Annotated in this window: 20 protein-coding genes; 10 read left to right on the top strand and 10 right to left on the bottom strand. The window is 42.0% G+C overall.

Going from position 1 to position 25,783, the window contains the following annotated elements:
• Window positions 1-14: 14 nt before the first annotated feature.
• Window positions 15-1,067, bottom strand: coding sequence for a UDP-glucose--hexose-1-phosphate uridylyltransferase (locus KUL10_RS09110; RefSeq protein ID WP_110428605.1), 1,053 nt, complete (start codon window positions 1,065-1,067; stop codon window positions 15-17).
• 411 nt (window positions 1,068-1,478) lie between these two features.
• Between KUL10_RS09110 and KUL10_RS09105 the strand changes: the two genes are divergently transcribed.
• The 7 genes from KUL10_RS09105 to KUL10_RS09080 all read left to right on the top strand — a co-directional run bounded on the left by KUL10_RS09105 (window position 1,479) and on the right by KUL10_RS09080 (window position 11,165).
• The gene (locus KUL10_RS09105; protein ID WP_199509210.1) at window positions 1,479-4,241 is read left to right on the top strand and encodes a TonB-dependent receptor; all 2,763 of its coding nucleotides are present in this window, start codon (window positions 1,479-1,481) and stop codon (window positions 4,239-4,241) included.
• Between the two features lie 217 nt (window positions 4,242-4,458).
• A complete protein-coding gene (locus KUL10_RS09100; RefSeq protein ID WP_110428604.1) occupies window positions 4,459-5,985 on the top strand; it encodes a tryptophan halogenase family protein in 1,527 nt (508 codons plus the stop codon).
• A 5-nt stretch (window positions 5,986-5,990) separates the two neighbouring features.
• Window positions 5,991-6,755: a SapC family protein gene (locus tag KUL10_RS09095; RefSeq protein WP_110428603.1), complete on the top strand. Its 765-nt coding sequence runs from the start codon at window positions 5,991-5,993 to the stop codon at window positions 6,753-6,755.
• Between the two features lie 47 nt (window positions 6,756-6,802).
• Window positions 6,803-8,257, top strand: a complete 1,455-nt coding sequence (locus KUL10_RS09090; RefSeq protein WP_110428602.1) for an SLC5 family protein — start codon at window positions 6,803-6,805, stop codon at window positions 8,255-8,257.
• Between the two features lie 130 nt (window positions 8,258-8,387).
• Window positions 8,388-8,549, top strand: coding sequence for a hypothetical protein (locus KUL10_RS18620; protein ID WP_158525354.1), 162 nt, complete (start codon window positions 8,388-8,390; stop codon window positions 8,547-8,549).
• A 108-nt stretch (window positions 8,550-8,657) separates the two neighbouring features.
• Window positions 8,658-8,909 (top strand): hypothetical protein, encoded by a 252-nt coding sequence (locus KUL10_RS09085; RefSeq protein ID WP_110428601.1) that lies wholly within the window; start codon window positions 8,658-8,660, stop codon window positions 8,907-8,909.
• A gap of 120 nt (window positions 8,910-9,029) precedes the next feature.
• The gene (locus tag KUL10_RS09080; protein ID WP_110428600.1) at window positions 9,030-11,165 is read left to right on the top strand and encodes an alpha-galactosidase; all 2,136 of its coding nucleotides are present in this window, start codon (window positions 9,030-9,032) and stop codon (window positions 11,163-11,165) included.
• A gap of 252 nt (window positions 11,166-11,417) precedes the next feature.
• On the opposite strand, the gene KUL10_RS09075 is transcribed toward KUL10_RS09080, so the two are convergent.
• From KUL10_RS09075 to KUL10_RS09065, 3 genes are read right to left on the bottom strand one after another with little or no spacing between them, the layout of a single operon-like run.
• Window positions 11,418-12,326, bottom strand: coding sequence for an SMP-30/gluconolactonase/LRE family protein (locus KUL10_RS09075; RefSeq protein ID WP_110428599.1), 909 nt, complete (start codon window positions 12,324-12,326; stop codon window positions 11,418-11,420).
• Window positions 12,323-13,282: a 2-dehydro-3-deoxygalactonokinase gene (locus KUL10_RS09070; RefSeq protein ID WP_110428598.1), complete on the bottom strand. Its 960-nt coding sequence runs from the start codon at window positions 13,280-13,282 to the stop codon at window positions 12,323-12,325. Before KUL10_RS09070 ends, KUL10_RS09075 begins: the two co-directional genes overlap by 4 nt.
• The gene (locus tag KUL10_RS09065) at window positions 13,279-14,061 is read right to left on the bottom strand and encodes an SDR family NAD(P)-dependent oxidoreductase (RefSeq protein WP_373415181.1); all 783 of its coding nucleotides are present in this window, start codon (window positions 14,059-14,061) and stop codon (window positions 13,279-13,281) included. Before KUL10_RS09065 ends, KUL10_RS09070 begins: the two co-directional genes overlap by 4 nt.
• A gap of 130 nt (window positions 14,062-14,191) precedes the next feature.
• On the opposite strand from KUL10_RS09065, the gene KUL10_RS09060 reads away from it, so the two are divergent.
• Window positions 14,192-14,890, top strand: a complete 699-nt coding sequence (locus KUL10_RS09060; protein WP_110428597.1) for a FadR/GntR family transcriptional regulator — start codon at window positions 14,192-14,194, stop codon at window positions 14,888-14,890.
• A gap of 52 nt (window positions 14,891-14,942) precedes the next feature.
• Here the strand turns inward: KUL10_RS09060 and KUL10_RS09055 are convergent, their stop codons facing one another.
• Entirely contained in the window at window positions 14,943-16,031 is a 1,089-nt protein-coding gene (locus KUL10_RS09055) for a methyl-accepting chemotaxis protein (RefSeq protein WP_110428596.1), read from the bottom strand.
• A 76-nt stretch (window positions 16,032-16,107) separates the two neighbouring features.
• Complete coding sequence (locus tag KUL10_RS18970) at window positions 16,108-16,611, bottom strand: type II secretion system protein (RefSeq protein WP_199509209.1); 504 nt, start codon at window positions 16,609-16,611, stop codon at window positions 16,108-16,110.
• A 233-nt stretch (window positions 16,612-16,844) separates the two neighbouring features.
• Between KUL10_RS18970 and KUL10_RS09045 the strand changes: the two genes are divergently transcribed.
• The gene (locus tag KUL10_RS09045) at window positions 16,845-17,975 is read left to right on the top strand and encodes an alanine--glyoxylate aminotransferase family protein (protein WP_233499764.1); all 1,131 of its coding nucleotides are present in this window, start codon (window positions 16,845-16,847) and stop codon (window positions 17,973-17,975) included.
• 29 nt (window positions 17,976-18,004) lie between these two features.
• On the opposite strand, the gene KUL10_RS09040 is transcribed toward KUL10_RS09045, so the two are convergent.
• The 4 genes from KUL10_RS09040 to glmU form a co-directional block, all read right to left on the bottom strand.
• Window positions 18,005-18,544, bottom strand: coding sequence for a GspH/FimT family pseudopilin (locus KUL10_RS09040; RefSeq protein WP_110428720.1), 540 nt, complete (start codon window positions 18,542-18,544; stop codon window positions 18,005-18,007).
• Between the two features lie 66 nt (window positions 18,545-18,610).
• Window positions 18,611-20,785, bottom strand: coding sequence for an EAL domain-containing protein (locus tag KUL10_RS09035; RefSeq protein WP_158525353.1), 2,175 nt, complete (start codon window positions 20,783-20,785; stop codon window positions 18,611-18,613).
• 207 nt (window positions 20,786-20,992) lie between these two features.
• On the bottom strand, window positions 20,993-22,822 hold the full coding sequence (gene glmS / locus KUL10_RS09030; RefSeq protein ID WP_110428593.1) for a glutamine--fructose-6-phosphate transaminase (isomerizing): 1,830 nt from the start codon (window positions 22,820-22,822) through the stop codon (window positions 20,993-20,995).
• Between the two features lie 62 nt (window positions 22,823-22,884).
• On the bottom strand, window positions 22,885-24,240 hold the full coding sequence (gene glmU / locus KUL10_RS09025) for a bifunctional UDP-N-acetylglucosamine diphosphorylase/glucosamine-1-phosphate N-acetyltransferase GlmU (RefSeq protein ID WP_110428592.1): 1,356 nt from the start codon (window positions 24,238-24,240) through the stop codon (window positions 22,885-22,887).
• A 113-nt stretch (window positions 24,241-24,353) separates the two neighbouring features.
• On the opposite strand from glmU, the gene KUL10_RS09020 reads away from it, so the two are divergent.
• Window positions 24,354-25,760, top strand: a complete 1,407-nt coding sequence (locus KUL10_RS09020; protein ID WP_146216770.1) for a cache domain-containing protein — start codon at window positions 24,354-24,356, stop codon at window positions 25,758-25,760.
• Window positions 25,761-25,783 lie beyond the last annotated feature (23 nt).

The raw sequence follows: 25,783 nt of genomic DNA, 5'->3' as shown, positions 1-25,783 counted from the left end.
TAATAGTGCGACTGTTAAGCCAAGTGCTGAGTATTTTGTTTATAGTGAGTACCACGTGCATCTCTGAGGATTTTTGCTGCGGTCTCTGCAGTTAAATCACGCTGACTTTCTGCAAGCATTTCGTATCCAACCATGTGTTTTTTGACCGTTGCAGAACGCAACAAAGGCGGATAAAAATGCGCATGAAGTCGCCAGTGTTCTTTAGTTTCGATGTCACTCGGCGCATTGTGCCAGCCCATGGAGTAGGGGAAACTACAATTAAACACATTGTCGTAACTCGACGTTAGCACATGAATCGCCTCTGACAATAAGTATTTTGACCTCTCATCAAGTGAGTTGAAATCTGCGTGGTTTTGTTTGGTCAGTAAAAGTGTTTCAAATGGCCACTTCGCCCAATATGGAACAACAACTAGCCAAGCTTCATTTTCAAAAACGACTCGAGACTTCTCGCTAATTTCGCGAGTAGCATAGTCATCAAGAAGCGCCCTCTTATGCTTGTCAAAATACGCGAGTTGATTTTGCTCTTCTCTGGCTATTTCGGTCGAATAGTGATTATGAGCCCAAACCTGTCCATGTGGGTGAGGTTGTGAACAGCCCATCATTTCACCTTTATTTTCAAACAAATGGACACACCTATAACGCTGACTTAATTCTTGATATTGCTGCTGCCATGTATCAACCACATGATTTATTTCGTTGACGGCCATCTCTGCTAAGGTTTTACTATGGTCAGGTGAAAAGCAAATGACTCTGGCTTCACCAGTTGCAAGATCAGCCTGAAACAAATCGTCATTATCAACGGATGCATCTTCTGGCAATGTTTCGGTTAATGCCCCGAAATCATTTTTAAAAACGTGAGTATAGGCATAATCTGGATTACTCTCGCCATTCGCTCTTGTATTTCCGGCGCACAAAGGACATTTTTCATCGTAGGATGGTAAGTCTAATTGTGACTGTGTTTCAGTTGCGCCAGACCATGGGCGATTATTTCGATGAGGCGACACTAAAACCCATTCTCCATTAAGGAGATTTTTTCGCCTGTGGGTAAACTCATATTGTTTGGTCATAATCTCATCACTTGTTGTAAAAAAACACTCCAACGTATTGGCGTGAAGAATACTCAAAATCACATTACGAATCAAATTAATATAGTATTTATATGATAAATACTATGATATCGCACAAAAAGAAGGCAACGCTAAGTTTGTGATTTAAATTTCACAAACTATACTTTTAAATCTGCAAAAACAGGCGTTATCGGCACTATATTGGTGCGAAATTGTCAATAGTTTGTGAACTCTTTGTCAATATTACTTACATTATTTAATCATATTTTCATCAAAAAGATTGAAATTATCTCTCATTTGATTATATTTATACGATAAATAGGTTTTAATCTATTTTAGTGCCACACACAAAAATGCACTTACTCGTTTAAAGAAGAGCAAAAAACAGCTAAATATAGCAAGGGGAAACACATGCACAATCAGAGCTTTAGTCAGCTTGGAAAACGCACCGCACTAGCAATGGCAGTTGCAGGCGCGATGTTCGGTTCACAAACAGCCGTCGCTCAAAGCGCAGGCGCAAATGATGCAACAGTAGAAGTTATTCAAGTTAGTGGCATTCGCAGCAGCTTGAAAGCATCAATGGATGACAAGAAAAATTCAAACGTTGTATCAGATGGCATCAAAGCAGAAGACCTGGGTAAGTTCCCAGACTTAAACGTGGCTGAGTCTTTACAGCGTATTACAGGCGTATCCATCGACCGCAGTGGTGGTGAGGGTCAAGCAGTAACTGTTAGGGGCTTTGGTCCGCAGTTTAACACTGTTTTAGTAAACGGTCGCCAAATCGCAACTGACAGCTCTGGTCGTGAATTTAACTTCGACGTGATCGCAGCAGACCAAATCGTAGGCGCAGACATATATAAGAGTACTAGCGCACACCTTCAAGAAGGTGGTATCGGTGGTACTATCGGTCTAATCACAGCTCGTCCTTTTGATTTCGGAGGATTTAAAGCAGTTGGTTCAATCAAAGGCATGTACGAAAGTCTTTCTGAAGAGACCTCGCCTTCTGCTTCTTTCTTGGTGAGTAACACATTTGCCGATGAAACAATGGGCTTATTAGTTGCCGTTAGCCGTCAAGAACGCGATGTTCAAATTAACCAAATCGCAACAGCAGGTTGGCGTCCAAATCAGACAATTCAAAACGCTAGAGACGGTGTTTTATTCCCGAATGCATATATCCCTCGTAACTGGGATCAGATCGTTGACAGACAGCAACGCACGCGTACCAACGCAAGTTTGGTGTTTCAGTACGCTCCATCTGATGACTTAACGGTTACAGTTGATGGTTTTGTATCTAAATTCGAAGTTGACTCTTTGGTGACTGACCTAGCATCTTGGTTTGAACCGGATCGCGTTGGTTCGGGCACGATTGACGCAAACGGAACACTTACTCAGTTCACACAAGAAGTAGGTTTGTCTGCTTTAGGGTCAGGCGATCCTGCATCTGACTTTGTATCTACTACTCGTAATTCACGTGATGTAAGCAATGAAGGTATTGGGATTAACTTCGATTGGCAAATCAATGAGTCTTTAGAAGCGCAATTCGATTTCTCAACATCTAAAGCTGAAAACGATAGAGCGGGTAAAGACAGATTTAACGTTGTGGGTATCATCAACAACTACAGCTTCGACGGAACAGGTGATATCCCAACAGTTGTTCACGACGGCTTTGGCAATGGCAACTTACCTTCGGCAGACTTAGCTCGTTTGCACTACAATGAAAAAGGTAATGTGCCTACCGATAAAGATAAAATCTCTGAATACAAAGCAGATTTCAAATATACATCTGATAGCGATGTGTTTGAAAGCGCGCGCTTTGGTATCTATAATCAAGTTCGTGAGAAGTCACAGTTCCAGATCTTCGGCAGTCAATGTGCTTTCTGTGGTTACGGCACACCAGCTCCAAACAGCACCATAGACTTCAGACCATTTACAGCTAACAACTTCTTTAATGGTTTAATCGATACGTTTTACACATACGACGGTGACGCATATGTTGACTACCTAGCAGCTCAAGGTGTGCCAATAGAGCCTACGCTTCAGAACAACCGTTATACTATCAACGAAGACATTACGTCACTATACGCTGACTTCACTTTCTTATATGACCTTGGCGATATGCCAGTCACTCTAAATGTAGGTGCGCGCTACTCAGAAACAACAATTGATGTAGAAGCGGTTCAAAGCTTTGTAACTGACGTTGTAAGAACTTCTGATGAAACATTGTTTGGTAACGTATTTGGTCCAGCGACAGATATCGTTCAAGGTGGAAACTACTCTAACTTACTTCCAAGCGTAAACTTGAAGCTAGAGCTAACAGATGAAATGGTACTGCGTTTCTCTGTTTATGAGTCAATGACACGTCCTACTATGTCTCAGTTATCTCCAGCGACTAACTTCGGTGAACCGCGTCGAGGTAATTTAGCAGCAGCAGGCGGTAACCCAGCGCTTAAACCTTTTGTATCAGAGAACTGGGATATTTCTTACGAGTGGTATTACGGCGACGCTAACTTATTTACTTTCGCTTTCTTCAACAAAGAAGTGGATGATTTCATCGTTACGCTAACCGGCACTGAGACATTTACTTTATCTGACCGTGCTAACAATCCTGGCTTTATCTGTGGTAACGATTTGTGTGCAGAGTTAGATCCTAATGCACCAACAACAGCACCAGAACTAGTTGGCTTGCAAGAAGACTATACAGTAACACGTCCTCAAAACAGCGAAGCTGCAACCGTCACTGGTTATGAAATTGGTGTGACTCACATTTTCGAAAATGGTTTTGGTTTCACAGCTAATGCTACTGTTGTAGACAGTGACGTTGAGCTTGGCGCAGATACGACGCAAAGCTTTGCGCTTGAAGGTCTTGGTGATTCACAAAACTTAGTCGTTTTCTACGAACAAGAAAACTATCAAGCACGTCTTGCCTTTAACAATCGTGAAGCGTTCTTACGTGCAATTGATAATGGCTTTAACGGTGAACCAATCAATACTGAAACCTTTGGTCAGTGGGATGTGAGCGCAAGCTACGACATCAACGAAAACCTTACGGTATTCTTCGAAGGTATCAACATCACTGAAGAAGAACTGCGTCAGTTTGGTCGTTTTGCTAACCAGACTTACTCTATTGAAGATAACGGCTCTCGTTACTCTGTAGGTATACGCGGTACTTTCTAAGCGTGTGATGTAAGACAATTGGCGGCCCGAATGTGTCCTCGGGTCGCTGATTTTTTTATTGCATCAAGATTAAACCAGTATATTTTTCAGTGCGTTTTGCCTACTTGACGTGTTGCTCACTGATAAATGTATTGAGTGTTTTACTTCATTAACTATAACCGCTATTTTTTCAACTCTACTTTGGGTTGTATCAAGTTTTAAAAGGTGCTGAGAAAATATGTCGCAAGCTATTACAAAAATAGCCATCGTGGGTGGCGGTACTGCAGGTTGGTTAAGTGCAGCAATTATTGCTGCCCACCACAAAACAAATCAAACCCAGGGTATACAGGTTTGCTTAGTTGAGTCTTCGGACATTCCAACGGTCGGGGTGGGTGAAGGTACTTGGCCGACAATGAAAAACACTCTAAAAGAAATCGGCATAAAAGAGGCCGAAATGTTTGCCCACTGCAAAGCCGTATTCAAGCAAGGTGGAAAGTTTGTCGATTGGGTTCATGGCAACGGTGATTTTTACTACCACCCGTTTACCGTCCCGCTAGGTTACGGTCGTATCGACTTAGCACCCTATGTAGAAGATATTGAACAGTATGCCGTCGAATCAAATTTTCAACACCATGTATGTGAAGCTGGCCTAGCACCACGCACAATTTCTGAGGCCGAATATTCAGGTCAGTGTAACTATGCCTACCACATTGACGCTGGCGCGTTTGGTGAGCTTTTAAAAAACCACTGCAAACAGCAACTTAATGTTCAACATATTGTTGATACAGTTGAACATGTCACACTTGCCGCGGATGGTTCGATTGCCAGTATTGAATTAGCAAAGACAACGCCTATTGAAGCTGATTTGTATATCGATTGCACTGGCTTTGCCTCCATGCTGTTAGGCGGTAAATTAAACGTGCCATTTATGAAGATGGACAAGTACCTTTTCAATGATTCTGCATTGGCACTGCAAGTCCCCTATGAAAAAGCAGATAGCCCTATTGCATCACATACCATTGCCACTGCACAAAATGCAGGGTGGATTTGGGATATTGGCCTGACTCACCGACGCGGCACAGGTCATGTTTATTCGAGCGAATTTTTAAGTGATGATGAAGCAGAACAAAACTTAAGAAAATACCTTGGCAAAGCAGCTGATGGGCTGACACCGCGCAAAATTAGCTTTCAATCTGGTCATCGTGAGAAATTCTGGGAAAAGAATTGTGTAGCAGTCGGAATGGCAGCAGGGTTTGTAGAGCCGCTTGAAGCAACAGCGATTATGCTTGTCGAGATTTCAGCGAAATTTGTTGCCGAGAATCTTCCGCCAACAAAAGCGATTATGCCGACCGTCGCCAAGCGTTTTAACCAACAAATGCGCTACCGCTGGACGCGTATTATCGACTTCTTAAAGTTACACTACATGCTCACCAAGCGCCCTGAGCCATATTGGCAAGCGCATACCCAAGAAGACAGTATCCCTGACTCTTTAAAAGAAGATTTAGCAATTTGGGGATATCGAGGACCGACAAACAGTGACTTTGAAAGTGCGGTAGAGTTATTCCCTGCCGCCAGTTACCAATATGTGCTGTATGGCATGGGATTTAAGCCCGACTTTTCTCAGCAAGCGCACCTTTATCAGCAACAACAACAAGCGCAAACTATTATTCAACGTAATCAAAAGATTACTCAGCAAATGCTGCAAACCCTTCCTTCTCATCGTGAATATATTGAGAAATGGCTTGCTAGCGCAAAAACAAATTAGGACTTATGAACACTTTAGTAGAACTGAGCAGTACCCAACACAAAGATCTTAAAGTTGTCCCAGATGCCGCTTCAAAACTTGCATCTAAACAACACATCATGAATCTTAGAGCGCACGAAATCGCCAATGCATCAACGTGTTTCCCGGTGTTTGCGACTCGCAATACGCACGATGGCGCAATGGCCTTTTCGGCAATGACAAGCTTTGAAGTTGGCACCAATTTATTTGTCGAAGTAGACAAATGGCAGCCTGTCTTTGTTCCCTTAAGTTTGCAAACTCATCCCGTCTATTTAATGCAGTCTCCTCGAGACGAAAAGAGTTACACCTTCGGCATCCTCGAAGACTCTGAGGATTTTTCGACTACAGAAGGTATTGCTTTGTTCGACGAGCAAGGTAAGCCATCAGAGAAGTTAAATCAGATTAATACAAGCCTACAAGCGAGTGTGCAACAAGACGTTCAAACACATCAATTTGCCAAAGATCTCGATGAATTGAAGCTGTTTAAAGCTTTAGATTTAAATGTTCAATATGACAACGGCCAGCTTCAAAAAATCCAAGGATTACAGACTATCGACGAAGAGCGTCTTCAAAGCCTTTCAACTGAAGAGTTAGAAAGTATCCACAAGAAAGGTTATTTAACACCGATTCACGCAATGCTTGTCTCACTGTTTCAGGTCAATGTGTTAATCAATAAGAATAATGAAAGAAATGCAAACAACCGAGTCGTGCAAGTGAAAATGGAAGTGAGCAAAGAAGCTCAATTAGTATAATTGCGAAGCAATCAGGCTTGTCAATCAAGCACTGAAAGGAACCAAATATGTCAGAAAATCTAATACAGATAATTGTCTTTTTTGCGGTCACTGCGCTAATTGGCTTTTTAACTTATATGCATTGCCGCGGCAAAGGGCATTCTACCGAAACTCAAACAAAAGAATACTTTCTAGCAGGCGGTGGGCTAGCTTGGTATTTTGTCGCGGGGTCGATCACCTTAACCAATTTAAGTACCGATCAACTCGTGGGAATGAACGGAAATCAAATGGCCCTGCTCGCCCTATGGGAGTTATCAGCAGTGGTCGGCTTATTCATTTTGGCCAAAGTATTTTTACCCGTCTATTATCGCTACAAATGTACTACCACCACCGAACTACTTGAGCAACGCTATAACGACAAAAACATCCGTGCAGTGATCAGTGTGATGTTTTTCTTAGGTAGTGCCTTAATTTTCTGCCCCGCTGTGATTTACACGGGTTCGCTATTCATGATTAATATGTTTGGCCTAAATATCGACATCATGGCCATTGCAATAGCCTTCGCGGTCGTGGGTGCCATGTATGCAATTTTTGGTGGCTTGCGAGCGGTTGCCGTATCTGATACTTATTCTGGCGTTTTACTTTTAGTTATGGCCTTAGTGGTTGTATTTGTCGCATTAAAAGCCATCGATTACGATTTCTCAGGTATTCCACCAGAGCGTCTGACGCTTATCGGCGATGACGAATCTCCGATTCCTTGGCATACCCTTTTGACCGGTATGATCTTCATCCAAATGTTCTATTGGGGAACTAACCAAGTTATTACACAACGTGCGATGGCTGCTCCCAATATTAAAGAAGCACAAAAAGGCGTGTTTGCGGCTGCTGGTATTCGCCTAGCGATCGTGCCTGCAATCATCGTCGTGCCTGGTATTATTGCCTACAAACTTTATGGTGATATTGGCGATGCCGCTTACGGCACTATTGTAGGGGATTTATTACCCGCATGGATGTCTGGTATATTCGCTGCGGCAATGGCGGCTGCAGTACTCACTACCTACAACAGTAACCTAAACTCAGCAACAGCGCTTTACGTATGTGATATTCATCAAGCCTATATCAATAAAACACCTAACGTGCCAAAACTTAGCGGCGTCATCACGGCCATGTTAACCGTCGTATCACTTGCATTAGTTCCGGTCTATGCAAGCGCAGAGAGCATAATCAATTTGCTACAACAATTATACGGATTGCTTAGCATGCCGATCCTATCGGTGTTTGTCGTTGGGCTTCTATTTAAAAATGTTCAAGCGAATGCTGCGATTGCAGCCGTTTTATTTGGTGTGGTGTTCTATGGATTGGTTTCTTTCCCAATTTCACCGTTACACGCCCCGTTTGGCTTGCACTACATACACCTAATGTTTATTACCTTGATATCGTGCGTGTCATTGGCACTTCTTATTAATAAGTTAGTGTATGGTCTAAGCCCTGTTATTTCATGGGCAAATACTGCTGAGATATAAACTTGGTTAAGTGATAAAATTTGCAAACGGGTGATTTAACAATCACCCGTTTTTATTTGTGTACTTTTTGCTGCACTATTTTCGTCGTTCAACGTTTAAAGTTTCATATAAACCGCTTAGAAGTCCAATAATGAAATTTTTAAACGCCGCTATCTTTGTTTTTACCCTTGCGCTTTTTGCCGCTATTCTCGGCCAAAAACAACTCGCAACCTACGGCGCCTGGACGTCTGCGGTATTAGCAAGCGTCTTTGTAATCGAAGCGTTGTTTAAACGGTTTATCAAAAAGTCTTGAAAAAAACAGCTATATGCCCTCTTCAATACATTCTTGTGATTAAGATCAACACCCCACTTATCTCATTTTATTAAACTTAAATCTGTCATCTGAAATGGGGACAGACCAATGACCAACGCTCAAATTATTACAACCCTCAAATTCGCTATGCTAACCGGTATTTGCTTTATTGGTATCGGTGTTTATTGCCACATGTTCAGCGATACAATTGCAGACATGGGTGTCACCGGCATGATAATCAGTGGGGCGTTTGTTGCAATCGGTATGGCAATGTCTTTACCTACCAAAATGTTTTTGACCTTTGTGTGGGTGCAGCATGAGATTGACGAGGATAAGAAGAAAAAGCAAGCATCAAACTAACAGATCCATTGTAAAATCATATTTATATGATATATTCCGCGCATTAACATTTTGTTTTCATTTCAAACAAAATAAGCAATGATTTAACAACGCGAAAAACGTCAATAAAAGGGTTTTGATATGGCATCATCCGTTCCAAACTATGTATATTTACATAGCACTCTCGCCACACTAATTATCAATTGCACAGGCAAAACACCGGCAGTCTTGTACTGGGGCAAAAGGCTAGACGATGCCACCAACGCAGAGATGCTATCCCTTTTATCAACCCGCCAAGAAGTTAAATGCGCCGTTAAAGTAGAAGCGCCCATATCTTTGACCCCAAGCATGGGCGAAGGTTTTACAGGTGGTCCGGGTATCGAACTCAGTGGGACAAGTGATGCATGGTCAATCGGCGGACAGCTTGTCAGTGTGACTCAAGTCGATCTACAGAGTGCAGTGTTTGTAAGCGTTGATGACATCAGAAAAATTCAAATTGAGCACACACTTCATTTAGATAAGCTGGCAAATGTGCTCAGTGCACAAAGCAAAGTCACGAATATTGGCGAGCAAGCTATCAACGTAGACTACTTTGCGGCGCCTACTATCAGTATGCCTGACCATATGACTAAATTATTGTCTTTTGAAGGGCGTTGGTCTTATGAATTTCACCGCCAAAGCGTGGATTTGTTTCTGGGCAGTGTGCTCAGAGAAAATCGCAAAGGCAAAACCTCACACGACAATTTCCCTGGCGTAGTACTTCACGAAGAAAGCGCGCATGAGCAACATGGCGAATGTTACGGCTTTCATTTAGGTTGGAGTGGTAATCACCGCACCCGCGTTGAATTATTGCCTGAGCAGCGCACCTACGTGCAAATGGGCGAACTGTTAATGCCCAGCGAATGCACTTTGCAATCAAACGAAAGCTATACTTCTCCCACGCTTTATTGTGCATATTCGGCAAGTGGCTTTAGTGATCTCTCTGCCTGCTTCCACGAATACGTTCGCTCACAAATACTGACACCTAAAATGAAATCAAAAGCTCGCCCAGTGCACTACAACACTTGGGAAGGTATCTATTTTGATCATGACACCGAAACCCTCAAAGGACTTGCAGATATTGTTGCCGATTTAGGCGCAGAACGCTTTGTGTTAGACGACGGATGGTTTAAAGGTCGACGCGGCGATTTTGCTGGGCTCGGTGACTGGACAGTTGACGAGAAAATCTACCCAGATGGTTTAGGTCCATTGATCAAGCACGTCAATGACCTAGGGTTAGAATTTGGGATCTGGTTTGAACCTGAAATGGTTAATCCTGATAGCGATCTATACAGAGCACATCCAGAGTGGGTTTTACAAACACAAGGTAACGAGCAACTCAGCTTTAGAAATCAACTCGTCTTAGACCTAACGCGCAAAGAAGTGTGTGAATACTTGTATAAGTGCGTATGCGACATCTTAAGCGAGCACCCCACTATTAAATACATCAAATGGGACATGAACCGCGATATCAACCATGCCGGCAATTTTGCAGGAAAGCCTGCGGTAAGTGCGCAAACACACGCTTTATATAAACTCATTGATGACATCAAAGCGGCTCATCCTGATGTTGAAATCGAAAGCTGTAGTTCTGGCGGCGCGCGCGTTGACTTCGGCGTGCTATCGCATACAGATAGATTGTGGACCTCAGACTCTAACGATGCCCTTGATAGACTTTCGATTCAAAAAGGGTGCTCTTTCTTCTTCCCATCTGAAGTAATGGGCGCACACATCGGCCCAAGAGACTGCCACATCACCGGTCGCCATATCGATATTGATATGCGTGCTGCAGTTTCTTTCTTTGGTCACATGGGTATGGAGATGGACCCAAGAGAGCTTACTGATCATGAAAAAGCGCGTTTGAAAATAATCATCGCACTGCATAAAAAACATCGTGGATTGATTCATTCTGGCAAACTTGAACGACTCGAAAGTGACGGTAACTCAAGCGATTTCGGCATCGTTAGCCACGATAAAACGCAAGCCTTATATGCGTATAACAGTGTGACTGAAACCAAGCGTACTGCTCCTAAAAAGTATCACTTTAAAGGGATTGATGAGACTAAATCGTATCGATTAAATATGATCTGGCCAACTGATCTGAAAGAGTATTCAGAGTCGGTATTAAGCAAGGTAGAAAACCAAGTGTTTACAGGTCAAGCCTTGAGTCAATTTGGTATGCAGCTGCCGATTCAGTTTCCGCAAAGTGCGTTGATATTTGAGTTGAATGCGGTTTAATTTGTAATCAAACTAATGAGCGAACATTACTAAAGAACATTCAGCGCGTCAGATGAGCCCTATGCATTCATAAAAGCTTCCAACACAGGACGTGTTGGCAGCGGCGGCCATGGATGGCGCACAGCGGTTTTATGAATGCATAGGGCTCATCTGGCAAAAGCTGAATATTACTTACGGAGTACGGTGGTTGGTGTTGAAGATTGCGTTGTTCCAAGGAGGTTCCCTCATGCGAGGGAAAGACGATTCTTAGATTTAACAGATCTTGCAGATATTTTCTTTAACACCGATTGATTCATTCAATTGAAAGATAAATACATTTCCAGCTTTTACTTGCTTAGCTTGAGCTTCATTGTCTAATCCAATACTTGCTGAGGTCACGAACATTAGGTCCATTTTGGGTCCACCGATTGCGACAGAACTGACCTGAGTGACAGGGAGTTCAATACGCGTTAACTCTGTCCCATCTTTATCGATACAAACAACCGATGAATCCGCCCAACGAGCATGCCAGTAACGCCCATATCTATCGCAAACACTTCCGTCTGGAAAACCTTTATTCGTGGTATCAATATATAGACATGCATTGCTCAATTGAGCCGTATCTTCGTCAAATTCATAACGCGTCACACGACGATGCGGAGAGTCGGCGTGAAACATAATTTTGCTATCGGGACTCCAACAAAGCCCATTTGAAATACTGATATCGTTTAAAATGGGCTTACATTGTCTGTCTATTTCAACGCAATACAAACTGCCCTGTTCTAACGCTTCGGTATCACAGGGTGCTTTATCTGGCTCAACCATTGTACCCGCCCAGAAGCGACCTTTTGTATCGACCCTGCCATCATTAAAGCGGGTGTAAGGTAAGTGGGATTCGGGCTGAGCTAGCCATTCAAGTGCTTTTGTCTTGAGGTTACAAAAGGCAATTCCGATATCAAAAGCCGCAACAATAATATCTACTTTTTGAGTTAGGCCGTAGCTACCAATTCTGTGAGGTAATTTATATTGCTTGTATTGCTTGTCGTTTAAGTTGTAGCGATAAAACGTACCCGCTTCTATATCAATCCAACTCATCACGTTTAACTGATGATCCCAAATAGGGTTTTCAGCCAGTAAACACTGGCAATTTATCTCGTCAATTTGCTTTAGTTCGATTTTCATGATGTCGTTATCAGTGATGACTCGGTCGCCCTAAACACAGAACTAAAGCCAGCTAAGGTGGTTTGAGTCAATTTGCAAATTTCTGTCTTATAGCCCTCTAACTCCAGTACTCTTGCAAAAGATTTACTCAAATGAGGCGCACCAATTAATGCGATTTTATCAAGAGAATCAACGTTCCACTCATTTGCATTAATCGCGGCGCGCACATCACTACCAATCAAAAGCCCAGATAGATATGAAGTAGATTGCTGACCTGTAATTTGCGAAAACAACTGTTTTGAGCGCACGCTGAATAAACCATGTACGAAGCTTCCAGCCTCACTCTGCAAAGTAAACTTCGCGCCTTGATCAAAGGCTGCTTGATCAAAGGACGCTGTTTTATTTTGTATTAAAATACTGTGGTTAACTAAGATGTCGTATAGCTCGCCCGTCATTGCCGTTTTGAACATAATAATCTGGCCATTGTTGACGAACACCCATTTTGTATGTGTACCAGGTAAACATATCAAGTGCTGCCCTTTTCTATTTTCAGGCCTTTGATTTAACCACCCTAGAACTTGTAACTCTTCTCCGCGCATCAGGTCATAATGCTGATTGGGAAGCAAACAGCTCAAACCCGGCAGAATTGAAATCTCATGGCCTAGTTCTTCAAAAATCAAACACTTCGAAGCGACTTGCTCAGGAGAAATTGGACAAGGGAGATATTCCGTCTCACGCCAACCAATACTAGAACCGATTTGCCCTGCTAGATAAATAGGTAACCTGCCGTATTCTGTCGTCCATGGCTCGATACAATCAAAAAGCGTTTTCTCAAAGCTATCACTGACTTTGGTGACGCCCGGTCCATTGTTGCGCGCAACTAACTCTATATTAGCGTTCAATGAGTGTTTACATAGGAATGCTCTTAGTCGGGTGCTTCCCCAGTCAACAGCGATAAAATATTGATCTTGGCTCACGTTCGACCTCCATCAATATTGATCCCTTGCCCGGTTATCAGCGCACTGTCGTCCGAAGCTAAAAACAATGCAAGTTTTGCTACGTCCGCTGGCAATATACGTTTTTTAAGCGCCATGTATTCCATCCAACGTTGCTCTTCCTCTTCAGTTAGCCAACTCGCTAACTGACGATCAGTTGCAATCCAACCCGGTAAAATAGCATTTACTCTAATGTTGTAATCACCAAAATCACGAGCTAAGGCTTTGGTCATACCAACGAGACCTGCTTTTGCGGTCACATAACCAGCACCTTGCTCTAATCCGATAAGGGCAGTAATCGAACTAAAATTAATAATGCTTCCACGCTTATTTTCGCGCATATATTTAAAAGCAGCTTGTGAGGCAAAAAACGCCGGATCTAAGTTTACTTGCATGCATTTGTGCCAGTCATATGCCGAGACATTACTGACGTCTTGACGGGTATCATTGGCAACATTATTGACCAGTACATCAAACCCATCAAAAAATGCAGCCGCTTCATCTACTGCGCTTTGCAATGCTTCAGAGTCTGTAACATCGGTATTTTTATACCAAACGAATTGGTTTTCAGGGAACTTCTCGGCTATGCATGTCAGAAGGTTTTGTGAAGCAGACTCATCAATATCAACAAAAGCTACTTTTGCTCCTTGCCCCACAAAAGCTTTGACCATCGACGCACCAATTCCACTGGCGCCCCCTGTAATGAAAATCACACGGCCCTTCAAGCTGGTGTAAACGGTTTGTGCTTGCTTTTCTATCAAAACGGCTCTCTCGTATGGTTATTTTTACTTAATCGCTTAACTTACGCTAAAAAAGTATCACTAAGTTCTTTTTCAGATTAGAATATATATGATATAACTTATTTAACAAATAAATAACATAAATAGCATTATGAAAAGCCCGCAAAGGCACAACTTAACACATCAGTTAACACATGATTTAGGTATTGCAATCGTCACCGGCAAGTATACGATTGGCGAGGGCTTGCCGTCTGAAGCCGATCTTTGTGTGGAATATGACGTATCCAGAAGCTCCACCAGAGAAGCGGTCAAAATGCTATCTGCAAAGGGGTTAATTTCTTCAAGACCCAAGCAAGGTATTCGAGTCCTGCCCGAAAGCCGATGGAACATGTTTGATACAGATGTGTTGAATTGGATCTTGAGCTCTAAACCCTCTCTTTCTCTATTGAGAGAATTTACTCAGGTAAGAATTGCCATTGAGCCTCAGGCCGCCGCACTTGCAGCTGTAAATGCTACGGCACCTCAACTCAAAGCGATTGAAAAATCTTTAGACCGGATGGTAGATGCTGATCAAGGATTAGATGATCCACTAGAGGCGGATATTGCATTTCACACTGCAATTTTAGAAGCAAGCGGAAATCGCTTCATCGCACAATTGACTGATTTTATTAATACTGCCCTGCGCGTCAGTATTCGTTACACCAATAAAATAAAGGGTGTGCCTGGCGCTGACGTGAAAAAGCATTCAGATATTTTTGATCGTATCCGTGAACGCGATGCTGAAAAGGCAAAAGAAGCTGTGTACACGATTCTTCAAGAAGCATTGGAGTTGATTGAGTCTAGACTCTAAACGAAAAAACTCGCTGGTTTAGCGAGTTTTTGCAGATTTTGCATGTTAGTTATTAGTTTATTTGCCTAGCTAACTCGTCAAGAAGTTGCAAGACTTCTTCGCTGGCTCTTTCCATTCGAGACAGTAACTGGTTACCTTCGTCAGTGTTTTCTTTGTCAAAGGCTTCCATCGCTTTTATACCAAATTGATGGATATCTTGATGCGGTTGTCTAAGTTGTCTGAAGGCTTCGTGCGAACCAAACTGAGTGGCCCCATCGCCTTGATACCACTTTCCAAGTCTACAGTTTGTCGTATCGGCAAAGTCTTGAGCTGTTTTACTATTTTTTCCACAGATTGAAGCGTAGATTTCACTCTTCCAAACAACATGGTCGAGTTTCACGGTCTGAATAAATGTCTGAGTAGAAGAATTAGAAATAATTCTCTTCATTTGTTCTGTGCTACCCATGATATTGGTATAGTTTTCATTCAAATCACCCACACCAGACGCTAAATTGTCGTTATTGTCTTTAAGTTCCGCTACTGACGACACAGCTACACGAGTTGATTGAATAATACTTTGTACTAATTCTGATACTTCACTGGCTGACTTGTTAGTCTCGTTGGCCAATGCTCTTACTTCGTCGGCTACCACGCTAAAACCTCGCCCGGCGTCGCCGGCACGGGCAGCTTCAATCGCAGCGTTTAGAGCAAGTAAGTTTGTCTGGTCAGAAATACTCGTGATCGTGCTTACAAATTTGTTTATGTTATCCGCGGTTTCTGAGAGCCCTGAAATACTCTCACTCATCGAACTCATACGATCACTCAAGGTTGTCATTGATGAAATAATACCTTGTATTGACGCGCTAGAACTGTCAAAAACACCGTTCATCTCGCCAAGTGATTCAGTCTCTCCAGTCAAGGATTCAAACGCTGAAGCGAGTGTTTCACGCACACCTGTCAGCTGCTGCATAGAATCCAGCATGTTTTCGATAAAGGCTTCTGAGTATGCAGGACACTCACTTTCCTTTTCTTCTAGACTCACAGCAAGACTGGAGTTTTGAGATTCGAGTTCGCTAAGCTGCTGCCGTAAATCGGCATTCTCGCTTAACAATGTTGTATTTTGCGCTTCAAGCGCCTTAAAACTGGCAGATTTGAAAAACATGGCGGCAGAATTTATCCTTTTTGACGAATTACTTGAGGATAAGCATAAACTAAGCCAAAAGTTTTTATTGAGACAATTAGCAATCGACGGTCACAACAGTGACGTTGCAAATAGGATCACCAAAGGAATCATAGATAAGGTAACACCCTTGATCAGTTGGTTGGCCAGCACTAGGAAGCTCAAAGCCGATGAGGGTATATTGATTGTTAACTCTGCTAGACAGTAGCGAATCAGGACCAATATCAATAAAGTCAGATAACTGCATATTATCGCCGAGTTCAGCTAGACTTTCGGGGCACAAATTTCGCCAATCGACTTCAGAACGGCCAAAACCAAAATCCACTAAATATTCAACTTGATCACCGGGATTACTAGCACTCACCCGTAACCCTTTTACAAGCGCCTTAGCCTTTACCATTTGCACGGTTGCTTCTATTTGACTCGCCACACTATCGAGCGAAGCGATCTTCGCATCGCTGCCGAAATTAATAAACCTAGGTAGTGCTGTTATCGCCAACACACCTAAAATAACAATAACAACTATTAGTTCAATTAAGGTAATGCCATGTTGATGTTTCAATATGCTTTGTCTCCAGTGATACGTGATAGCTTAAGTACTTATTAGTAATAATAAAAGAAACCAGAGGTATGGAATTTAATAACTAATTATAGATATTGATTATCATTTTGCGCGACAACAACCACACAGCACCTATATAAATATTATGAATGGCAAAGATTATCCCATCACCGTGATTTTTATTGTACTCTTCGCTCATTAAGAATAACAAAACACAGAACGAGGTAGGTGTTATGTCAGTTACATCAATTAAGTCTTTTAAAGCCAACCCTCCAACCCTTATGGGGCCTGGCCCATCGGACGTGGATGAGCGTGTATTGCGCGCCCTTGCCCAACCTACACTTGGACACTTAGATCCAAACTTTATTGGCTTAATGGATGAAACCAAGCACCTGCTACAGCAAATTTTTAAGACCAAAAATGAAATGACAATGCCTATTTCTGCTCCCGGGAGTGCAGGAATGGAGGCTTGTTTTGTCAACTTAGTAGAGCCAGGTGACAAAGTTATCGTATGTCAAAACGGCGTGTTTGGTGGGCGAATGTATCAAAATGTCGTTCGCAGTGGCGGAGAAGCAATTTTAGTTGAAGATCCCTGGGGCGAACAAACCAAACCAGAAAAGTTAATGGCGGCACTAGCAGCCAATCCTGATACAAAGATTGTCGCATTTGTCCATGCTGAAACATCAACAGGCGTTGAAAACGACGCTAAAACACTTTGCGCAATTTCAAAGGAATACGGCTGCCTTACCATTGTAGACACAGTTACATCACTCGCAGGCATTCCTTTATATGTCGACGAATGGCAAATAGACGCCACGTACTCTGGTACACAGAAATGTTTGTCATGCGTACCAGGCTTATCGCCGGTTTCGTTTAGCGAGCTTGCCCTGGGAAAGATAAAAAATAGGAAATCACCTGTTCAAAGTTGGTTTTTAGATTTGAACCTAATCCTTGGTTATTGGGGCCAAGGTACAGCTCGTGCTTATCACCATACTGCGCCAGTCAATAGTATCTACGCGTTTCATGAGAGCTTAGTTGCAGTTTTGCAGGAAGGTATAGAGGACAGTTGGAAGCGACATGCTCAAACACATGATTACTTACGAGAAGGCCTTGAATCGTTGGGTTTAAATTTTACAGTAGACGAAGCATATCGCTTGCCACAACTCAATGTAGTTCGAATCCCAGAGGGTATCGATGATGCAATCACCAGAAGGCGTCTATTGAATGAATTTGGCCTAGAAATTGGGGCTGGTTTAGGTGAGTTTGCAGGCAGGGTTTGGCGTATCGGCTTAATGGGAAGTAGTTGCAGCAAAACAAATGTCGATAAATGCATCAGCGCACTGCGTGAGGTACTAGGTAAATAACCACATCTATCTGATAATAAAGGGTTTAACTAACAGAATAAATTCGTCCCATTTGTTTTTTGGTGCTTTCCGTCTTTGTTGATGTCTTGACTGAGGCGGATTCGCCCTTGCAGACTAATAAATACCGCTTTACTGTAGCGCGGGTCATTGTTTTTATCACACACCGTAAGTGTTGCAGTGCTAGCAATTGTGCCATCTTCATAAAACCGGACCGCTTTTTTAGGCCCTTTAATTAACAACGATCCTGAAAGTGGTTCGCCTGCAAAATAAATCGCTTCTTCATTATCACGCACGTTATTCAAATTGCGGTCAAAAAACAGCATTTTAGGCAATGACCAATCGCTAAATTCACAGCGTTTGAAATCTGGACTAGGGCAAAGCAGAACGCTCCTGTGCTGTTCAATTGCATCAATACGAGCAAGTTGCACATAACTGCTAATTAAATTGAGTTCAGCAGTGATTCGATGTTGGGTATATAAAGATTGCGCACTTGGAACAACCCCGGTAAACAATATTGCAAATATTGAAAGTGCAATTAATAACTCAATAAGCGTCTTCCCCGACTGCATTATCTTGCCCTAAGAAATATATTTATAGGCTATGATAAAACTTATCGGTGACTTACTTAACTGAACTTAAGTTGTTGTTTTACCGAAGTACTTATTTTCCAAGGCGTTGATTTCGATAGGTTTTGAGAAGTAATAGCCCTGTGCATAGGAACAGCCAAATTCGCGTAAACATTCTAGTTGCTCTTTCGTCTCCACGCCCTCTGCGACCACATTCAAACCTAAATTTTGCGCTAACTTAACGATCGCCTCTACGATGTTTTTTGAGTTGCTGTCTGTTGAAATATCTTTGATAAATGAACGGTCAATTTTGATAATATCAAACTCTAATCTTTTTAGATTATAGAGCGAAGTATATCCGGTCCCAAAATCATCTATCGCTACTAAAAACCCCTGTTTGCGAATGTTCTTAATGATCCGTGTAGATTTTTCAATATCCGTGATGATAGTGGTTTCTGTTATTTCGAAGAGAATGCGAGCTTTATTTTCAATCGCACTTAATTTGCTTAAAAAGGCTGATAATACTTCGCTATTACTGAAATGCTTAGGTGATAAATTAATAGCAAAATAAAAATTCTTGGGTAAAGCCTGTATAACCTTCAAACTCGCTTCAAATACCCATTTATCTATCTCAGTCATTAAATTCAGAGACTCGGCCATGGGAATGAAATTGTTAGGAGACACTAAATCTCTAGTGCTACTTTGCCATCTCAGCAAGGCTTCACAACCGACAATATTTCCTGTTTTAATATCAATAACAGGTTGAAACAATTGGAAAAATTCGTTGTTTAAAATTCCATTTCGCAAATCATCCTCAAAAGAAAAACGCTCTTTTAAATACAGTTCCATTTCACTATTAAAAAACTGGAACTGATTTTTACCTTTTTGCTTTGCAGTGTACATTGCGATATCTGCTTTTTTGAGTAATTCGCTAGCCGATTCAGCATCGCTAGGGTATACAGAAATACCAATGCTAAAACCGATTTGCACACCAATATCGTCACATTGAATTGGCGCTTCAAACGCTTTCATGATGCGCTTGGATAATGATACGATGACGTCGTCACTGGTGATGTTTTTTGCTAGTAGAACAAACTCATCTCCGCCTAACCGAGCCACGACATCCGTATTTTTTGTAATGCTACTGAGACGGTTTCCAATTTTATTAAGCAGTTTATCTCCCAATTCATGACCGTATCCATCGTTAATCAATTTAAAACCATCAATATCGATAAATAGAACAGCGAATCGGCCGTCAGACTCCTGGCTTTTGCCGCATTCTTCGCTTATACATTCGATTATATTGGCACGATTAGCAAGACCAGTAAGTCCATCATAAAGGGCTAAGGTTTTTAGCTTTTCTTCTTTTTCTCTTACATCAGTGATATTGCGCATCACCGCGCCGTAGAAATCCAACTGATTATTTGAATCCATTACTTGAATAATACTGACGTGAAGGTAGGTGGTTTTTTCATCATTTGAAAATACTTCTCCCTCCCACCTTCCTACCGAATCTAAAGCGCTTAGTATCTTACCTTTGAGCTTTAGGTTGATTTTTTCATGCCAAAAATGTTCCATCGAAGAGTCCGAATTAAACGCATTGGATACCCTTTTTGCTGCAGTATTTGCGTGCACAACGTGCCAGTCTTTATCGAGAATTAGCAGTCCTTCATGACTGTAGTCAAAAAGGCGTTTAAAACGGTTGATCGCATGGTCTTTAAGGTTTGCTGTGACGATACTTAAATGAAGAGGTTTAGCTAATACGAAAAGGTAAACTGCAAAACACGTTATTAAAAATGATATGCCAAACAAGATACGATATTTTATGAGCTGAAGATTGGCGTTTTCGCTAGTTCGTTCCCATTCTGAGACCGTTTTATCAAGTGCCACTTGTAATGCTTCAGACATGTTCATGAGGTCGAGTGTATATTGCGGTTTTCTCTGCAGATTAGACTCAACAGAAAGTTGAGTAACAAATTCACTGAATTCTTGTATTTGTTTATCCAAAGCCTGTTTTTTGTAATAACCAGCTAAATCGACTAGTTCAGCTTGAGTCAGAAGATAAGCTTGGTTTTCAACCATCAGGTCGATCGCAGATTTTAAGTCTGAATCCGCGGTTTGGTTTGTTTGCCTAGCGAGGGTTAAAAACGCTGCTTTTTGGCTAAGCATACGCTGTTTACCGGCCATATTGATCAAAGAAGGGTAATCTCGTCGCTCTTTAATTAGATAAGCATCGATTATCAATACGGTCACCAACCAAATGACAAGGCACATGACAGATATAAACAAAGCGAATACAAGATTTTCTTTTGGGAAAAGAAGCTTGCTTATAAACCTGTTTCTGTTCGTTTGAACTCGATCCATGGGTGATGGTTTGTTGACATTAATTAGTCGATTCTATTGTATCGGCAAGATTCATCTTTTGTTTACCAATCACCCAATTTTGAGCACCTATTCAACCGTTACACTCTTCGCCAAATTGCGAGGCTGGTCAACATCAGTCCCTTTGATGAGCGCTACGTAGTATGAAAGCAATTGCAAAGGAATGGTATACACCACTGGCGCGATAGTTTCGTTGCAGTGAGGTACTTGCACGACTCGCATGGTTTCATCACTTTCAAAGTGAGCGTCTTTATCAGCAAAGACATACATGATACCGCCTCGGGCTCTGACTTCTTCTACATTAGATTTTAGTTTTTCGAGTAGCTCATTATTAGGTGCTACGACAATCACTGGCATTTCTGCATCAATCAGCGCAAGTGGACCGTGCTTTAACTCACCTGAAGCGTATGCCTCTGCATGGATATATGAAATCTCTTTCAACTTTAGCGCGCCTTCCATCGCTATTGGATATTGCTCACCTCTTCCTAAAAACAGGCTGTGATGTTTATCAGAAAATTCTTCTGCTAAATCTTCAATTTCAATAGCAAGCCCAAGTGTTTCTTCAAGTTTAGTGGGCAAGCCAATTAAACCTTCAACAATTTGTTGTTCTGTTTCTGTTGGCATCTCTTTGTGCTTGCCAAGTGCCAGCGTAAGCATTAATAGTGCAGCAAGCTGTGTCGTAAAGGCTTTAGTGGATGCGACACCAATCTCGGCTCCCGCACGTGTTAAAAAGCTAAGGGCTGATTCGCGAACTAATGACGAGCCATCGACGTTACAAATACTCAAACTCGACATGTAACCGCTTTGCTTAGCAAGTTTTAGTGCAGCTAGGGTATCTGCCGTCTCGCCTGACTGAGAAATAGTCACTAACAAGGCATTTTGGGGTACAAACGAACGACGGTACCTGAACTCTGAAGCAATTTCGACATCACACTGAACGTTTGCATATTGCTCCAACCAATATTTAGCCGTGACTCCAGCATGATAACTCGTCCCGCAGGCTATTATTTTGACATAATCTGTTTGCTTGAAGACCTCGTCGGCACCTTCGCCAAAGATGCCTTGTTGTAAACCATCTTGCGAGATACGTCCTTTAATTGCGTTTCTCAACACAGTGGGCTGCTCGTGAATCTCTTTTAGCATGTAATGGCGATAACCGCCTTTGTCTCCTGCATCATGCTCAACAGTAGATTCGATGATTTCACGTTCAACCTGATCACCGTTGATATCATAAATTTCTACGCTATCACGCGTAATTTGAGCAACATCGCCTTCTTCCAAAAAAATAAAGCGTCGTGTTACAGGTAGCAGTGCCATTTGATCTGATGCCAAAAAGTTCTCACCAATACCCAAGCCGATAACCAAAGGGCTTCCTGAACGTGCAACGACTAGTTTATCTGGTGTTTGCTTGTCCATCACCACCGTACCGTACGCACCTTCAAACGTTTTTACCGCGGTGAGTACAGATTGCAAAAGGTCCCCTGAAATTTCCATTTGTGCTGCAATACTATGTGCAATGGTTTCAGTATCAGTATCAGAAACAAAGGTATAACCCTTGGCCTTAAGTTCTGTACGCAGTGTCGCGTGATTTTCGATAATACCGTTGTGAACAACAGCAAAACGAGCTTGGCTAGCATGTGGGTGAGCATTCAATTCAGTCACGCCGCCGTGCGTTGCCCAACGAGTATGTGCAATCCCTGTTGTACCTTTGCCATTTTTATCGTTAATGGCGTCAGCAAGTTCTTTGACTTTGCCGATACGTCTTACAATCGAAAGGTCATCATTGTTTATGAGGGCAACGCCTGCAGAGTCATAACCTCGGTACTCAAGTCTACGAAGGCCTTCTAATAATATCTGTACAACGTTTCGTTCAGCGACTGCGCCTACAATTCCACACATAAAATTCTGTCTCTTGAGCTTGTACTTACAAGCTTTATTAATTAGTTAAAATTGGTAATCTGCTACTTACTTGGCTTTTGCCAACCACTGATATTTCGCTGTTTCCCACGCGCAACGGCTAGTTGTTCACCATCTACATTTTTGGTAATAGTGCTGCCAGCACCAACAGTCGCGCCTTTTGCGACAGTTACGGGAGCCACCAATGAGGAGTTAGAGCCAACAAACACGTCGTCCTCAATTTTAGTTTTAAACTTATTCACACCATCATAGTTGCACGTAATCGTACCCGCACCTATATTAACGTTTGCTCCTATATCGGCATCGCCAATATAAGTAAGATGATTAACTTTGGAGCCATTGCCAATAACCGCTTTTTTAACTTCACAGAAATTACCGACTTTTGCATTTTCTCTTAAATCAGCTCCGGGACGAAGCCGTGCGTACGGTCCAACTGTACAGGCATTGGCCACTTGTGCTTGCTGAATAAGCGAAAAGGCTTCAATCACTGTGTTATCACCTATTGTGCAGTCCTTTAAAACGCAATTAGGACCAATTTTAACGCCCTCGCCAAGTACGACCTCACCCTCAAAAACACAGTTAACGTCTATTTCAACATCATTGCCAACACTTAGCTGACCTCGAATATCAATACGATGAGGATCAGCAAGACTCGCGCCTTGTCGCATCAGTTGCTCAGCCAATTTCAGTTGAAGCGCACACTCTAATGAGGCCAATTGAACGCGATCGTTAACGCCCTCAACTTCGCGTTCCCATACAGGGTGAGCAGCCTTTATTCTTTTGTCTTCATTTGCCGCCATCTCAATGACGTCAGTAAGGTAAAATTCACCTTGAGCGTTATCATTGCTTAAATTTGCCAGCCATCTTTTTAAATCACTAACAGGAAGAAGCATCATACCGGTATTGATTTCATTGATCGCTAACTGTTCGGGGCTTGCATCTTTATGTTCAACGATAGCACTGATATTGTCGCCATCTCTGATAATTCGCCCCATCCCTGTTGGGTCGTCCATATGAACGGTAAGCAAAGCAAAATCTGCTTGTTTCTTTGCATCAATCAGGCGTTGTAGCGTGTCGCTCGTGATCAAAGGCGCATCGCCTACTAAAATCAGCGCATCATTCGTATCATTTAAAAATGAAAGTGATTGCTGAACGGCGTGTCCCGTTCCTAGTTGTTGGGCTTGCAGACACCAATTAACTTGATGATGTGATAAAGATTTTTGTAGCAACTCGGCTTGATGGCCGTAAACGATATTCAGTGAATCTATATCGAGGCTACTAGCAGCATCGATAATGTGCTCAACCATCGGTTTGCCAGCAATTTTATGCAGAACCTTAGGGAGCGAGGATTTCATTCTAGTGCCTTTCCCTGCTGCTAGTATGACAACATCTATAGCCATAAAATACTCCATCTAAAAAGTGAATGTAGTCTACCCTCACAGGTCGCTATTGTCAGTAGACCAAAACAAATTTTAGCCTTATCATACGACAAACACGTCGAAAAAAGTTTCACATGAGAGCCTTTGCTAGCCTACACCGCCGTATCTTGCTTCTTTTCATCATCACTCTAGTTTCACTAATTGTTCACGGCTCGTTCAGTATGGACAGCATGCTATCGGAACAAAGTCGCACACAACAAAAGAATCTCAGCCCCGCAATCGACCTAATTACCGAGCATTTAACTCGTCCTCTTCACATATCACAAACGATTGCCAAATCTGATGATGTTCGACAAATGTTGCTTGATCCTGACTTTGATAAACAGCTAAAAATAAATTATCTCAATAAGCTTGAAAGTCAGTTTGGTATGGACTTTTTCCTAGCATCTGACTCTGCGAAAGTCCAAATTAACTCTGACGGCAGCAGCCTCGATTTAGTCGAAGGCGAAGTGAATTGGTACTTTAAATACAAACAGTTAGACGATATTGTCAATGCCGACATTGGTAAATGGGATGATATTCACTTTTACATTGATGTAAAAGTGTTTAATGAGAACAACGAATTCTTGGGGTTTGTCGGCACTTCAAAACGTCTTAAAAGCTTTCTTGAAACATTTGAAACGTTCAGAACCAACCATGGTTTTGAATTTTTCTTTGTCAACGCTACAGGCGAAATCATGCTTGCCTCTGATCCTAATTTAAACCCTTATCAGAGACAATTTCAGCGCATTCAAGAACAAGATTGGTATAAGCAAGCAATAGGTACGCTAGTGTTCGGCGCTCAAAACACACCAGCGCCACTTGATAATCAGCTGGTATCGGTCGAAGAAAGTGAATACTTGATTTCACAATTCAGTGTCAAAAATTTTGACTGGGAGCTCTATCTGATAGCCCCAGTTATGTTCAACCCAAGCCCGTTCAATCTTGCATATTTGTCACTCAGTGTATTGATTGTAGTAGTCATCAGTGTAATTTTTCTTGGTATCTATCAAAGCGTCTCAAGGTTGGCGGACGCTAGCAACGTCACAAAAGTAAATACACCAAGTGGTTTTTTATGTTCTGATGAGTTAATCAAGTCTATTATTCAATACTCTACTTTTAAACGACCTGCTCATGTAGCTATGTTGCGAGTCGCTCAAATTGGACATTTTCCAGCTACACACGAAGAACTAGTTGAGCAAATAGAAATTAGCAGTGCTATTTCGAACACATTATTGAATATCTTAGCTAACAATGATGAGCGCATCATGGTAGGAAAGAGTCATCAAAACCAATGGATGTTTTTATTTCAAGAGACGACGTATGTCGAAATGAATAAGTATATGAAAGATATTCGCCATGGCTTAGAAACACTTCAACTAGATGTCAAAAAACAATCATTTTCTCTTGAATATCAACTATCCGAAATAGATCTCGAAAATGAAACAGAACTAAGCGAAGTGTTGTTTGAGTTTGAGCAAAGATTCAAGCACAAACACTAAAGAAACGTCTAACCAAACGCGTG

Origin of the sequence: Glaciecola sp. KUL10 (assembly GCF_003203515.1) — a bacterium.
In the GTDB taxonomy this organism is placed as follows: domain Bacteria; phylum Pseudomonadota; class Gammaproteobacteria; order Enterobacterales; family Alteromonadaceae; genus Glaciecola.
The sequence above is the reverse complement of the archived record's forward strand: the minus strand, read 5'-3'. Positions and strand labels throughout refer to the sequence as shown.

Excerpts from the sequence above, each read along its gene's own strand:
- KUL10_RS09040 (WP_110428720.1), bottom strand. The coding sequence starts at position 18,544 with ATGCAGTCGGGGAAGACGCTTATTGAGTTATTAATTGCACTTTCAATA.
- KUL10_RS09075 (WP_110428599.1), bottom strand. The coding sequence starts at position 12,326 with ATGAAAATCGAACTAAAGCAAATTGACGAGATAAATTGCCAGTGTTTA.
- KUL10_RS09085 (WP_110428601.1), top strand. The coding sequence starts at position 8,658 with ATGACCAACGCTCAAATTATTACAACCCTCAAATTCGCTATGCTAACC.
- KUL10_RS09080 (WP_110428600.1), top strand. The coding sequence starts at position 9,030 with ATGGCATCATCCGTTCCAAACTATGTATATTTACATAGCACTCTCGCC.
- glmS (WP_110428593.1), bottom strand. The coding sequence starts at position 22,822 with ATGTGTGGAATTGTAGGCGCAGTCGCTGAACGAAACGTTGTACAGATA.
- glmU (WP_110428592.1), bottom strand. The coding sequence starts at position 24,240 with ATGGCTATAGATGTTGTCATACTAGCAGCAGGGAAAGGCACTAGAATG.
- KUL10_RS09020 (WP_146216770.1), top strand. The coding sequence starts at position 24,354 with ATGAGAGCCTTTGCTAGCCTACACCGCCGTATCTTGCTTCTTTTCATC.
- KUL10_RS09110 (WP_110428605.1), bottom strand. The coding sequence starts at position 1,067 with ATGACCAAACAATATGAGTTTACCCACAGGCGAAAAAATCTCCTTAAT.
- KUL10_RS09090 (WP_110428602.1), top strand. The coding sequence starts at position 6,803 with ATGTCAGAAAATCTAATACAGATAATTGTCTTTTTTGCGGTCACTGCG.
- KUL10_RS09060 (WP_110428597.1), top strand. The coding sequence starts at position 14,192 with ATGAAAAGCCCGCAAAGGCACAACTTAACACATCAGTTAACACATGAT.
- KUL10_RS09100 (WP_110428604.1), top strand. The coding sequence starts at position 4,459 with ATGTCGCAAGCTATTACAAAAATAGCCATCGTGGGTGGCGGTACTGCA.
- KUL10_RS09095 (WP_110428603.1), top strand. The coding sequence starts at position 5,991 with ATGAACACTTTAGTAGAACTGAGCAGTACCCAACACAAAGATCTTAAA.
- KUL10_RS09055 (WP_110428596.1), bottom strand. The coding sequence starts at position 16,031 with ATGTTTTTCAAATCTGCCAGTTTTAAGGCGCTTGAAGCGCAAAATACA.
- KUL10_RS18620 (WP_158525354.1), top strand. The coding sequence starts at position 8,388 with ATGAAATTTTTAAACGCCGCTATCTTTGTTTTTACCCTTGCGCTTTTT.
- KUL10_RS09105 (WP_199509210.1), top strand. The coding sequence starts at position 1,479 with ATGCACAATCAGAGCTTTAGTCAGCTTGGAAAACGCACCGCACTAGCA.
- KUL10_RS09045 (WP_233499764.1), top strand. The coding sequence starts at position 16,845 with ATGTCAGTTACATCAATTAAGTCTTTTAAAGCCAACCCTCCAACCCTT.